This is a genomic window from Nannocystis pusilla (assembly GCF_026626665.1).
In the GTDB taxonomy this organism is placed as follows: Bacteria; Myxococcota_A; Polyangia; order Nannocystales; family Nannocystaceae; genus Nannocystis; species Nannocystis pusilla.
In genome coordinates this window covers 8602299-8615375 of record NZ_JAPNKE010000002.1, presented here as the reverse complement: position 1 = coordinate 8615375, position 13077 = coordinate 8602299, and the positions used below count along the sequence as shown (strand labels likewise).

Here is a 13077-nt window from a genome sequence, read left to right as displayed (position 1 = left end):
ACCGGAGCATCTTCCTGGCCCCTCGCACCGAACGGCGCGAGGGCTCAGGGGTGGTAGTTAAGTTGGTTATAACGCCGGCCTGTCACGTCGGAGGTCGCGGGTTCGAGCCCCGTCCGCCCCGCCAGAGAAACTGAAGCGAAGCCCCGAAACCACCCGGTTTCGGGGCTTCGTGTTTTGGTCGCGTGCACCGAGCCGACGCCCCTGCACCGACCGGACGAGCTCGCACCCGGGCGCTCCGCCGAGACGCGGCCTCGCTCGAGTTCGCGGACCCTGCACCGCGAAACAGCCCGCGCGCCGAAGCTCGCCGCCGCGGACCTCCGACGAGATGCTCGCGCCGGGTCGGCGGACCAGACGCCGCCGCAGACCCCCGGGGACGGTCTCCGCCGCAGCTCACCGAGGACGCACCACCAGCACCCGGCCACAGCAGCCCGTCGGCGTCGACCCATCCGAGCCGGTCTGCTCGACCGGCCACTTTACTCTTTGACAGACAGAGAACTTCGCACCGACGCGCTCACAGCGTCGAGTAGACCGCGTGCCGGCCGACGCCGATGCGCTCGACCCGGCCTTGCTTGACCAGCACCCCGAGGTGGTGGCGCAGCACCTTGCGATCGATGCGCGAGTACTCGGCGATGTCTTCGATCGTCACGTCGCCGTTGCCCTCGATGAAGGGCAGCACCTGGCGCGCGACCTCGTCGGTCGACAGCCCGCCGTCCTCGGGGGCCTCTTCCTTCTCCTTCTTCAGCGCCTTCGCCTCGGCCTCGACCTCGGCCAGCTCTTCCTCGAGGATCCGGCGCTTCTTCTTGCGCCCCGTCGGCTCCGGCTCGGTGGCGACCGGCTCCGGCGGCGGCCCGAAGCCGTCGCGCAGGTCGCCGAGGGTGATCTTCCCGAACTGCGCCCACAGCCCGCGCGCCTCCAGGAAGTGGACCAGGTCCCCCAGCGACACCGTGTCGCGGTTCTTGAGGCCCTTGAGCGTCTCGAGCGCGCTCAGCCGCTCGAGCGCGCCGCTCTCGGCGCGGAAAATGGCACTGGCTTCACGTGTCATGGATGTTCCAGATCGGGCGCTGCGGGCGTTCCAGCCGGCGCTGCGCGCTTCGGCGGGTATTGCTCATCCGATCGGCCCGCGCAAGCCGCGATCGGCGGGACATCGGGGAATCATTGTCCCAACCGCCTCCGGGATTCACCTGCGCGCGGAGAGATCTCTTCGTCGCCTCCGCACAGGGGCGTGAAGCCGCGCCCGGGAATGTACGTAAGCGCCCCTACAGGTACGAGTCCTGACACCCCCAAGGCCCATGTGGACAACTTCGGCGCGGTTTTCGCCGCTTGGCGAGCCCGCCGCCTTGTGCGGACCGCGCGAACCCTTCGAGGCACCTCCCCGCTCGACTAAACACCATTCCAGATTCGCGCAGGACAGGCGGGCTCGACTGCGGAATTCCTGTGAATGCGGGAGGGCTCGGGGCCCCCTCCCTAGAGCCTGCTGACGGGCGAACAGCGCGGAGCGCGGAAGTTCTCTGCCCCAACATGTCGTGCTACAAGGCCCCTCACCCACAAGATGTGGGGGTCGCGGAGCGCTTCCGTCCGGCTTGCATCCGGGTGCTCCTCGGTCCATCTCTGCCCGACTTTACAATTCGCCCCTGCTGCTCGACTTCGCTCGCCCCGGCCCTGGGAGCGCGCGGAGCCTGGTCGCGGCTGGCCGGGTCTTGCATTCGCAAGGCCGGTCGCGCTTTTCCCGCCCCCCCGACAACTCTGCCCCCGGAGTCCGCCCCGTCATGAAGCTGTCCCGGCTCTTCACCAAGGATCAACCCCGTCCTTTCTCCGGCGTCGATTTCGAGCGCCGTAGCTCGCGGATCACCAACCCAGACGGGACGGTGGTGTTCAGAGCGAGCGACATCCAGGTCCCGCAGGGTTGGTCGCAGGTCGCCGTCGACATCATGGCGCAGAAGTACTTCCGCAAGGCCGGCGTGCCCGCCCGCCTGCGCAAGGTCGCGGAGGAGGGCGTGCCCGAGTGGCTGTGGCGCAGCGAGGCCGACACCGACGCGCTCGCCGCCTTGCCGCCCGAGCAGCGCATGGTCGGCGAGACCGACAGCCGCCAGCTGTTCCACCGCCTGGCCGGCTGCTGGACCTACTGGGGCTTCAAGCACGGCTACTTCAGCGACGAGGACTCGGCCCGCGTCTTCTACGACGAGCTGACCACCATGCTCGCCGACCAGGCCGTCGCGCCGAACAGCCCGCAGTGGTTCAACACCGGCCTGCACTGGGCCTACGGCATCACCGGCCCGGCCCAGGGTCACAGCTACTGCGACCCCGTCACCGGTGAGCTCGGCCTCTCGAACAACGCCTACGAGCGCCCGCAGCCGCACGCCTGCTTCATCTCCTCGGTCGGCGACGACCTCGTCGGCCCCGGCGGCATCATGGACCTGTGGGTCCGCGAGGCCCGCCTGTTCAAGTACGGCTCGGGCACCGGCACCAACTTCTCGACGCTCCGCGGCGAGGGCGAGCCGCTGTCGGGCGGCGGTCGCAGCAGCGGCCTGATGAGCTTCCTGAAGATCGGCGACCGGGCCGCCGGCGCGATCAAGAGCGGCGGCACCACCCGTCGCGCCGCCAAGATGGTCATCGTCGACGTCGACCACCCCGACGTCGAGAAGTTCATCGACTGGAAGGTCATCGAGGAGCAGAAGGTCGCCGCGTTGGTCGCCGGCAGCCGCCTGTGCAGCCGCCACCTCAACCTGGTCCTCGGGGCATGTCACGACGTCGCCCTCACCGGCGACGACCGCTTCGACCCGCGCAAGAACAAGGGCCTGCGCAAGGCGATCCACAACGCCCGCGCCGCCGAGATCCCCGAGAGCTACGTGCAGCGGGCGATCGCCCTCGCCAGGCAGGGCGCGCGCGAGATCGAGTTCACCGAGTACGACACCAACTGGGACAGCGAGGCCTACGCCACCGTCTCCGGCCAGAACTCGAACAACTCGGTGCGCGTCACCGACGAGTTCCTGCGCGCCGTCGAAGAGGACGGCACCTGGGACCTCATCCGCCGCAGCGACCGCAAGGTCCACCGCACCGTGCGGGCGCGCGAGCTGTGGGACAAGATCACCTTCTCCGCCTGGGCCTGCGCCGACCCCGGCCTGCAGTTCGACACCACCATCAACGAGTGGCACACCTGCCCGAACGACGGCCGGATCAACGGGTCGAACCCGTGCTCCGAGTACATGTTCCTCGACGACACGGCCTGCAACCTGGCGTCGCTGAACCTGGCCAAGTTCCTCACCCGCACCAGCGGCGCCAGTGACCTCGACCTCGACGTCGACGCCGTGCGCCACGCCTGCAAGCTGTGGACGATGGTGCTCGAGATCTCGGTGCTCATGGCCCAGTTCCCGAGCGAGGCGATCGCGGTCCGCAGCTACAAGTACCGCACCCTCGGCCTCGGCTACGCCAACCTCGGCACCTACTTCATGCTGCGCGGCATCGCCTACGACAGCGAGCTCGCGGTGGCGATCTGCGGCGGCGTCACGGCCCTGATGACCGCGGCCTGCTACAGCACCAGCGCCGAGCTGGCGCGCGAGCACGGCCCCTTCCCCGGCTACGCCGCCAACCGCGAGCCGATGCTGCGGGTCATCCGCAACCACCGCCGCGCCGCCTACAACGCCGCCCGCGCCGAGTACGAGGGTCTGTCGATCGCGCCGATGGGCATCGCCCAGCACGTGTGCCCGAGCTACCTGCTCAAGGCCGCCCAGGCCGAGTGGGACGCCGCCCTCCGCCTCGGCGAGCAGCACGGCTACCGCAACGCTCAGGTCACCGTCATCGCCCCGACCGGCACCATCGGCCTCTTGATGGACTGCGACACCACCGGCATCGAGCCCGACTTCGCCCTGGTGAAGTTCAAGAAGCTCGCCGGCGGCGGCTACTTCAAGATCATCAACCAGTCGGTGCCCGCCGCGCTCGCCACGCTCGGCTACACCGAGACGCAGATCGCCGACATCGTCCGCTACTGCAAGGGCGCCGGCACCCTCGTCGGCAGCCCGCGGATCTCCCACACCGACCTCAAGCGCAAGGGCTTCACCGACGAGGTCCTCGCGCGCATCGAGTCGGAGCTGGCCGGCGCCTTCGAGATCGGCTTCGTCTTCAACCGCTACGTCCTCGGCGACGACTTCTGCCGCGACGTCCTCAAGTTCAGCGACGCCCAGCTCAACGACCCGACCTTCAACATCCTCGAGGGCCTGGGCTTCTCGGCCGAGGACATCCAGCGCGCCAACGACTTCGTGTGCGGCACCATGACCGTCGAGGGCGCCCCGCACCTGCGCGCCCAGCACCTGCCGGTGTTCGACTGCGCCAACAAGTGCGGCCGCTACGGCACCCGCTACATCGCCCCGATGGCGCACGTCCGCATGATGGCCGCCGCCCAGCCGTTCCTCTCCGGCGCGATCAGCAAGACCATCAACATGCCGAGCGACGCCAGCGTGCGCGAGGTCGAGAGCGTCTACGTCGCCTCGTGGAAGTACGCGCTCAAGGCCAACGCCCTCTACCGCGACGGCAGCAAGCTGAGCCAGCCGCTCTCCTCCGCGCTCGCGGTCGAGGCCGAGGACGACATGGGCGACGCGCTGGCGACCACGCAGCCGCAGGTGATCGAGAAGGTCACCGAGAAGATCGTCCACCGCTACCTCGCCAAGCGCCGGCGCATGCCGGACCGCCGCGGCGGTTACACGCAGAAGGCGACCATCGGCGGCCACAAGGTCTACATCCACACCGGCGAGTACCAGGATGGCTCGCTCGGCGAGATCTTCATCGGCATGCACAAGGAGGGCGCCGCCTTCCGCAGCCTGATGAACTGCTTCGCCATCGCCATCAGCCTCGGCCTGCAGTACGGCGTCCCGCTCGAGGAGTACGTCGACGCCTTCGTGTTCAGCCGCTTCGAGCCCGCCGGCCCGGTGGTCGGCAACTCGCGGATCAAGATGTCGACCTCGATCATCGACTACATCTTCCGCGAGCTCGCCGTCACTTACCTCGACCGCAACGAGCTGGCCCACGTCAACCCCGAGGACCTCGAGCCCGACGCGCTCGGTGACCAGAGCCAGAACGAGGGCGTCGAGTTCCAGGACGAAGAGGTCGTCTCGGAGCGCATCGTCACCCCCGGCCCGCTCAAGCTCAGCGCCAACCTCCCGCGCGGCCCCGTCCCCGGCCAGAAGCGCCACGCGATCGAGGTCGAGGACCGCACCGCCCCCGCCGAACCCGCCCGCGCCGCCGCCAAGCCGCGCCCGGCCGCCGCCGCCGCCAGCGTCAGCGAGCAGGTCCGCGTCGCCCGCATGTCCGGCTACGAAGGCGACGCCTGCGGCTCGTGCGGCAGCTTCACCATGGTCCGCAACGGCTCGTGCCTGAAGTGCGTCAGCTGCGGCGCCACCAGCGGCTGCTCGTGAACCGTCCGCCGTGCGCGGATCTTGCTCTCCAGCGGGATCCGCGCATCGCGTCGCTGCACCACTGTTGCCCGCAGGGCCCTGGGCGGTACTCTTGGCCGATGACGACGGCCAGGTCGCCGCGTAGGGACGCACCATGACAGCCAAGCTCCGCGCCGTCGCGCTCGTCGGGATGGGCATGCTCTTCGGGGCAGGTCTCTCGGGATATGTCCAATCGGCCATCGCCCAGCCCGGCACGCAGGTCGCCCAGTCGGCGCCGGCCGACTACTCGCGCTACCGCAAGCTCGACATGTTCGCGCGGGCGCTGACCATCCTCGAGAACCACTACGTCCGCCCGGTCGACAGCGAGAAGTTGATCTACGGCGCCATCGCCGGCCTCGTCGCCGAGCTCGACCCGCACAGCGAGTTCCTCCCGCCGCGCGAGGCGAGGCTCTTGCGCGAGGACATCGAGGGCAGCTTCGGCGGCGTCGGCATGGTCGTCATCCTGCGCCAGGAGACCGAGCCGCAGGCGCGCTACGTCCTCGAGGTCCGCGAGGTCGTCGCCAAGGGTCCGGCCGAGCGCGCCGGCGTCGTCGTCGGCGACCTCATCCCCTCGATCGAGGGCAAGCCGATCAGCCACTTCTTCGACCTGCGGCGCGCCATCATGGCCATGCGCGGCGCGCCTGGCACGAAGGTCACCTTCACCCTCGAGCGGCCCGCGCCCAAGGTCGACGGCAAGCCCGGCAAGCCGAGCGTGCGCAACGTCGTCGTCACCCGCGAGTACATCGACAGCCCCGCCGTCACCAGCAAGGCCCTCGGCGAGGGCCTCGGCTACGTGCGCCTGCGCGACTTCTCCGAGACCAGCGGGCGCGAGCTGGCGGCCGCGCTCGCCACCTTGCGCGACCAGTCGCGCGACGGCCTCGCCGGCGTCGTCTTCGACCTGCGCGACAACGGCGGCGGCCTGCTCGACCAGGCCATCCACATCGTCGATCTCTTCGTCAACGAGGGCTCGATCGTCCGCACCCGCGGCCGCCGCGGCGAGCTCCTCGACGAGGCCCGCGCCACTCCCGGTCAGGCCTGGTCCAAGCTCCCGCTGGTCGTGCTCGTCAACAAGTCGTCCGCCTCCGCCTCCGAGATCGTCGCCGGTGCGCTGCAAGATCACCGGCGCGCCCTCATCGTCGGCGAGCGCACCTACGGCAAGGGCTCCGTCCAGGCCCCCTTCGAACTCGGCGACGGCTCCCTGCTCAAGCTGACGATCGCCCTCTACTACACCCCCAACGATCGCCTCATCCAGGCCAGCGGCATCCAGCCCGACGTCGTCGTCGGCGCCGACTTCCGCCCCTACAAGGACAGCCAGCCCGAGCTCGAGCCCGAGCGCGCCCAGCCGCGGCACCTCAAGCCCGAGGAATTCGGCTACCCCGCCGTCCCGCTGACCGACGACAGCGAGGCCGTGCGCGCCGCCGGCGAGGACGCCCAGTTGCGCGTCGCGGTGCAGCACCTGCGCGGCCTCGTGCGGGTGCCCGCGCGCGGCGGTCGGCGGAGGTAGCGCCTGGACTCGCCCGGCGCTCCGCTGCTCCGGCCCGCTGCGATGCCGCCGTGGGCGCGCGCTTGTTGGTCGCGTGGTGGGTGCTCGCTGCGGCGTTGTTCTGGCTCGCGCCCGCCCCGCCGCTCGCCCCGCTCGCGGCCGCGGAGGACGAGGCGATCTTCCAGCGCCAGCTCGACGAGACCGTCGCGCGCACGCGTCGCTGGCAGGACTCGCGCGGTGACTTGCAGATCCCCTGGGACGAGGCGCGCGGTCACCTTGCGATCGTCATCGACGACATCGGCCGCGAGCTGCACTACTTCGACCAGCTGCTCGCGCTGCGCTTCCCGTTGACCTTCAGCGTCGTCCCGGGCGGGGTCTTCGCCGCGGGCGCCCAGCTCCGGCTGCGGGGCGACCGTCGCCGGCCGCGGGAGATCCTCCTCCACCTTCCGAGCGAGCCGCTCGACGCCGGCAAGATGACCGCCGGTCCCGAGGCGCGGGAGCAATTCCTCCGCGTCGGCGCCTCGGCCGAAGAGCTGCGGGCGGCGCTGCGGGCGGCGCTGGACCGCGTCCCCGTCGCGGTCGGCGTCAACAATCACATGGGCTCGCGGCTCACCGCCGACCGGGCCGCCATGGACGCGCTGATGCCCGAGCTGCGGGCGCGCGGTCTGTTCTTCCTCGACTCACGGACGACCGCGCACAGCCAGGGCCTCGCGGCCGCGGGCGCCGCGGGGGTCCCGGCGCTCGGGCGCGACGTGTTTTTGGACCACGATCCGCGGCCCGAGGCGATTTTGGCCCAGCTTCACCAGGCCGCCGCCCTCGCCCGCGAGGCCCCGACCGTCGTCATTGCCCATCCCTCGCAGGAGGTCGTCGAAGCCCTGCGGACCGAGCTTCCGCGGCTCTACCGGGACGGGATCGGCGTCTTTTCGCTGCGCGAGATCCTCGCACGCCGCGGCCTCGACAAAGTGCGGGAGTGAACGTTGTTATTGCCGAACCGGCAGCAACGGCTGGGTTGGCTGGCTCCGAACGTGCGGATGCGGAGCCGCGGCGCCGCGGGCTCGCTTGACAGTAATTCGCTGAACTTCCTACCCTGAAGCTCACACGGATGGCCCTGCGACTGATCATCGAGGACGAAGAGGGCGCGACCACGATCGTGCCGCTCGGCGAAGAGGAGATCACGATCGGACGGGAGCCGGGAACACCATCCAGCTCACCGAGCAGAACGTCTCCCGACAGCACGCGCGGCTCACCCCAGGTTCGGACGGGTGGGTGATCGAGGACCTCGACAGTTACAACGGGGTCCGGGTGAACGGAGTCCTCATCGAGGGCACGGTCAACCTCAACGAGGGCGACGTGGTGCAGATCGGCGATTACCACCTCGCCATCACCAACAACGCCGAGCAGACCACCCTCAACATCGAGCGTCAGGGTGGCGTGCCGGGGACCGACCCGATGCGCGCCGCCCCCAGCATGGATCTGCCGCGGATCCCGGCCACCGAGGCCACGGCGATGATCGCTCCGCCGCCGCCGCTGCCCGACACGTCGCGCGATCGCGACGACGAGCGGCACACGGACCAGCCCGCTGAGGGCAAGGGTCGCGGCTTGTTGTTCGCGTTGCTCGCGGTGTTCCTGATCGGCGGAGGCTTCGTCGCCTATCAGTTCGCCGGCGGTGGTGGTGGTGGTGCCGGCACCGAGACGCCGAAGGGTCCGAAGGTCGACCCGCCGGCCAAGGTGGAAGAGCCGCCGGCGCCCGATCCGAAGGTCGAGGCCAAGGCGCCCGAGCAGCAGCCGCCGCCCGAGCAGCCGCCGCTGCCCAACGATCCCGTCCCCGGAGTCACCTCCGCCGAGCCGAGCGATCCGCCGGTCGAGGAGCCGCCGCCGACCAAGACCGACAAGCCCGCGGTGCCCAAGGGCGAGAAGGTCGTCAAGCCGCCGCCGCCGACCAAGGCCGAGAAGCCGCCGGTGCCCAAGGGCGATCCGGTGCAACTCCTCGAGGACGCGCGCAAGGCCAACCTCGCCGGCAACGCCACCCAGGCCTACGACCTGGCCAAGAAGAGCTACGAGATCGACAAGACCTCGAACGCGCTGGCGCTGATGGGCGCCTCCGCGTGCAAGATGGGCGACCAGGCCAAGGCCAAGTCCGCCTTCAAGAAGCTGACCGATCCGAACCGACAGAAGCAGATGGTCTCGGTATGCGCCGAACGCGGGATCGTGCTCGAGTGAGCGGTGGTTCTTCGGGACATGTCCTGAAGAACATGTTCGAACTCCTGACCGTCACCGGCGTCGTCCTCGTCGCCGCGCCCGCGCGGGCCGCCCCGTGGGAGGACGCGACGGCGATGACGATCGGGACCACCGCGGAGTGGTCGAACAAGGTCGAGCTCGCCGACATCGACGGTGACGGGCGGGTCGACATCCTGTTCGCCAACGGGGCCGGCTACGCCTCGCCCGAGGACCCGGAGCTGAACCGGGCCTTCCTCAACCAGGGCCCCGGCATGCCGTTCCTCGACGTCAGCGAGGACGTGTTCGGCGGCGAGCCTGACTTCACGCGCGCGATCAAGGTGCGCGACCTCGACGGCGACGGCAACGTCGACATCATCGTCGCCAACACCTTCGAGACCCCGAGCCGGCTCTACCTCGGCGACGGCCAGGGCGGCTTCACCGAGACGAGCGACAACCTCCCGCAGGTCCCGCGCAGCTTCGGCGACGTCGAGCTCGGCGACGTCGACGGCGACGGCGACCTCGACGCCGTGCTCGCCGACTGGGGCCCCGGCGCCGCCAACCAGAGCTCGGGCGTCACGCGCCTGTGGCTCAACGACGGCGGCGTCTTCACCGACGTCACCGACACCAACATGCCCGACGCCCTGGTGGCGTGGTCGTGGGAGCTCGAGTTCGCCGACGTCGACAACGACCTCGACCTCGACGTCCTCGTCTCGTGCAAGTCGTGCACGGGCTCGTACATGTTCGTCAACGACGGCACCGGCGTGTTCACCGACGCCTCGGACAAGCTGCCCCAGTACGGCAACAACTACGAGTTCGAGGCGATCGACCTGACCGGCGACGGCTACCTCGACCTCATCACGATCAACGACGGCCCGCAGTCGCGCGAGCACATCTTCGTCAACGACGGCGCCGGCGGCTTCGTCGACGCCACCGCCGACCTCTGGCCCGACAGCGACAACCCGGCCGGCGACGACAACATGGTCGCCTTCCTCGACTACGAGAGCGACGGCGACGCCGACTTCGTGATCGCCGGCCTGTTCGGCAGCGACGATCGCCTGATGCTCAACAGCGGCGACGGCCACCTCGAGATCGCCGACGCCTTCATGCCCGCCAACTCGATGGGCACCCTCGGCATCGCGGTCGCCGACCTCGACGGCGACAAGAAGATCGACGTCGTCCTCTCCGAGGGCGAGGCGCCGCAGAGCGCCGACCGCGTGTTCCTCGGCGTCGACGTCGCGGAGGACACCGCGGCCCCGAAGATCTCCCTCGTCACCCTGGTCGACGGCGACGTGGTCGCGCGGATCCACGACAACAAGACCCCCGTCATGCCGCACGACTTCCAGTCGGTCGTGCTGGTCGCCGGCGGCACCGAGGTGCCCATGCAGTGGTACGGCGAGGCGCTGTGGCGCGGCACCCCGAGCGAGGCGTTCGGCCAGCTGTGCGCCGTCGATGCCGCCGGCAACGAGACCTGCGTGATGTTCGGCGAGGACCCGGGCGAGACCGACACCGACGGCACCACCAGCACCAGCGACGGCCCGGACCCCACCACCAGCACGAGCGACGCGCCCACGACCGGCGGCGACCCGACCACCGGCCCCGGCCCCGGCACCACCACCGGCGAGCCCGGCACCACCGCCGACGCGACCTCCAGCGACGACACCGCCAGCACCGGCGACACCAGCGGCGTCGACGACGACGGCGGCTGCGGCTGCCGCCAGCAGCCTGCCAATTCCGCCGGCCTGCTCGCCCTCGGCCTGCTCGCCCTCCTGCGGCCGCGTCGCCGCCGCTGACTCGCTCCTGTCCTGCAGGACATGTCTCCTCGGGGCAGTCCAGGCTGCCCGTGAGACCATGTCCTTCAGGGCATGCCCCTTCGGCCAGGCGCAGCGACCGAGACCAGCGCGCTCGAACGGAGCCGGACCTCCGCGTCGTCCGACGCCCACAGGCCCTCGCGCCGGAGTCGTGCCTGTCCCTCAGGCCAGGCCTCACGAGCGCGCCGGCGCCTCCCGCCGCCTCCGCGGTCCGGACCTGTCCCTCAAGCCAGGCGCCGCGCCCCTTGCCGCCGCCCCGTCCCTCGGCACGCCCTTCGCCGCGAGGATGCGACCGCCAAGCGCGCCCCGGCCGTCGACCGAGCTCGACCGCGGCCCGTCGGCACTGCGGAGCCGAGTGAGCTGCCGACCGCTCCCTGCATCGCGTCGCTCGAAGACCGGCGCGTGATCCGCGGACTCGCGGAGGCGCCGATCTTTCTTCAAGCGGCCGTCACTCGGACGACCCGGAGGGTTGCGAGGCCAGGTGGCCCCGCAGGTGGTGCGCTCGGCAGGATTCGAACCTGCGGCCCTCGGGTTCGAAGCCCGATGCTCTATCCAGCTGAGCTACGAACGCAGCCGGCCCAGGATACCCGAACTCGCGCCGGGCGAAAAGCGCACGCGCAGCGCGCCGTGCATGGGCCATGCCGCCCTTTTATACTGACGGACGAACTGACCGCCGGCCTCAGGCCCCTCCCAGGAGCACCCATGCGTCTCGTCTCGGCCCTCTCGCGTCACCGCACCCTCCTTTCAGCCTCAGGCCTCGCCGCCGCCAGCGTCTGGCTGGCCATCGAGCACCGCTCCACCGACGACGGCGTGCGGGCCGCGGACATCACGCCCGTCTCCGTCGCCGACCTCGACCTCGCCGAGGGCACCGGCGCCCTGCTCCTCGACCTCGTCGAACCCGAGGACGGCGAGGGCGGCAGCGAGGCCGAGCTGCGCGCGCTGCTCGACGACCTCGGCCTCGCCTGGGAGCCGGCCGGCTTCTACAGCGAGGGCGAGCACCTCTTCCGCGTCGTCGGCGAGCCCGACGAGCTGGCCGCGCTGCAGACCACTCTGGCGAGCAACCCGCTGGTCGAGGTCGTCGAGCCCGAGCTCGTCTACTCGCTCGTCGGCGACGTTGCCACTTCACGGCCCTCCGGGCCTGTCAGCGAGCCCGCCGAGTCCGCCGACGAGATCGAGCCGACCAAGGAGCGCCGGCCCCGCTTCGAGCCCGACGACCCGATGTACGCCCGCCAGTGGCACATGCAGATGATCCACACCCCCGAGGCGTGGGGCGTCACCAAGGGCGAGGGCGTCATCGTCGCCGTCATCGACACCGGCGTCGCCTGGAAGGACCTGCCCGGCGTCGCCAAGCAGGCCCCCGACCTGGCCGGCACCGCCTTCACCCAGGGCGTCAGCTTCGTCCCCAACTCGCTCCCCGACGGCCTCGACGATCACCTCCACGGCACCCACGTCGCCGGCACCATCGCCCAGACCACCCACAACGCGCTCGGCGTCACCGGCGTCGCCTTCAAGAGCACGATCATGCCGCTCAAGGTGCTGTCGGGCGACGGCCGCGGGCAGATCCCGTGGATCGCCAACGCCATCCGCTACGCCGCCGACAACGGCGCCCAGGTCGTCAACATGAGCCTCGGCGGGCCGATGCCGTCGAGCGTGCTCGCCAAGGCGATCGACTACGCCAACAGCAAGGGCGTCACCGTCGTGTGCGCCGCCGGCAACGAGAGCCGCGGCCGCGTCGGCTGGCCGGCCTCCAACAACGGCTCGGTCGCCGTCGCAGCCGTCGACGCGATGGGCGTGCGCACCTGGTACTCGAATTGGGGCAAGGACCTCGACGTCTCCGCGCCCGGCGGCGACACCCGCGTCGACAAGAACGGCGACGGCTACCCCGACGGCGTCCTGCAGAACACCATCCTCCTGCAAGATCCGATGAAGAACGATTACATGTGGCTGCAGGGCACCTCGATGGCCTCGCCGCACGCCGCCGGCGTCGCCGCGCTGGTCGTCTCGCGCGGCGTCAACAACCCGCCCGAGGTCGAGCGGATCTTGAAGAAGACCGCGAAGCACCCGAACAACATCGAGTGGGACAAGGAGTACGGCGCCGGCATCATCGACGCCGTCGCCGCCGTCGACGCCGCGATCGAGAGCTACC

Annotated in this window: 6 protein-coding genes, 2 tRNA genes and 1 pseudogene; 7 read left to right on the top strand and 2 right to left on the bottom strand. The window is 70.4% G+C overall.

The window, feature by feature from the left end:
* The first annotated feature begins 47 nt into the window (after positions 1 to 47).
* A tRNA-Asp gene (locus tag OV079_RS37980) sits at positions 48 to 124 on the top strand.
* Positions 125 to 511: 387 nt separating this feature from the next.
* On the opposite strand, the gene OV079_RS37975 is transcribed toward OV079_RS37980, so the two are convergent.
* A complete protein-coding gene (locus tag OV079_RS37975) occupies positions 512 to 1042 on the bottom strand; it encodes a winged helix-turn-helix domain-containing protein (RefSeq protein ID WP_267774490.1) in 531 nt (176 codons plus the stop codon).
* A gap of 724 nt (positions 1043 to 1766) precedes the next feature.
* On the opposite strand from OV079_RS37975, the gene OV079_RS37970 reads away from it, so the two are divergent.
* The 5 genes from OV079_RS37970 to OV079_RS37950 all read left to right on the top strand — a co-directional run bounded on the left by OV079_RS37970 (position 1767) and on the right by OV079_RS37950 (position 10913).
* Positions 1767 to 5405, top strand: coding sequence for a vitamin B12-dependent ribonucleotide reductase (locus OV079_RS37970; RefSeq protein ID WP_267774489.1), 3639 nt, complete (start codon positions 1767 to 1769; stop codon positions 5403 to 5405).
* 133 nt (positions 5406 to 5538) lie between these two features.
* Positions 5539 to 6927 (top strand): S41 family peptidase, encoded by a 1389-nt coding sequence (locus tag OV079_RS37965; protein ID WP_267774488.1) that lies wholly within the window; start codon positions 5539 to 5541, stop codon positions 6925 to 6927.
* Positions 6928 to 6977: 50 nt separating this feature from the next.
* A complete protein-coding gene (locus OV079_RS37960; protein WP_267774487.1) occupies positions 6978 to 7880 on the top strand; it encodes a divergent polysaccharide deacetylase family protein in 903 nt (300 codons plus the stop codon).
* A 226-nt stretch (positions 7881 to 8106) separates the two neighbouring features.
* Positions 8107 to 9126 (top strand): FHA domain-containing protein, encoded by a 1020-nt coding sequence (locus OV079_RS37955; RefSeq protein ID WP_267778750.1) that lies wholly within the window; start codon positions 8107 to 8109, stop codon positions 9124 to 9126.
* A gap of 32 nt (positions 9127 to 9158) precedes the next feature.
* Entirely contained in the window at positions 9159 to 10913 is a 1755-nt protein-coding gene (locus OV079_RS37950) for an FG-GAP repeat domain-containing protein (RefSeq protein ID WP_267774486.1), read from the top strand.
* Positions 10914 to 11425: 512 nt separating this feature from the next.
* Here the strand turns inward: OV079_RS37950 and OV079_RS37945 are convergent.
* A tRNA-Arg gene (locus OV079_RS37945) sits at positions 11426 to 11502 on the bottom strand.
* On the opposite strand from OV079_RS37945, the pseudogene OV079_RS37940 reads away from it, so the two are divergent.
* A pseudogene (locus OV079_RS37940) lies at positions 11475 to 13019 on the top strand (S8 family peptidase); the annotation flags it as partial. The gene OV079_RS37945 and the pseudogene OV079_RS37940 overlap by 28 nt on opposite strands.
* Positions 13020 to 13077: the final 58 nt, after the last annotated feature.

Coding starts and splice junctions, on each gene's coding strand:
- OV079_RS37975 (WP_267774490.1), bottom strand. CDS start 1,042: ATGACACGTGAAGCCAGTGCCATTTTCCGCGCCGAGAGCGGCGCGCTC.
- OV079_RS37970 (WP_267774489.1), top strand. CDS start 1,767: ATGAAGCTGTCCCGGCTCTTCACCAAGGATCAACCCCGTCCTTTCTCC.
- OV079_RS37965 (WP_267774488.1), top strand. CDS start 5,539: ATGACAGCCAAGCTCCGCGCCGTCGCGCTCGTCGGGATGGGCATGCTC.
- OV079_RS37950 (WP_267774486.1), top strand. CDS start 9,159: ATGTTCGAACTCCTGACCGTCACCGGCGTCGTCCTCGTCGCCGCGCCC.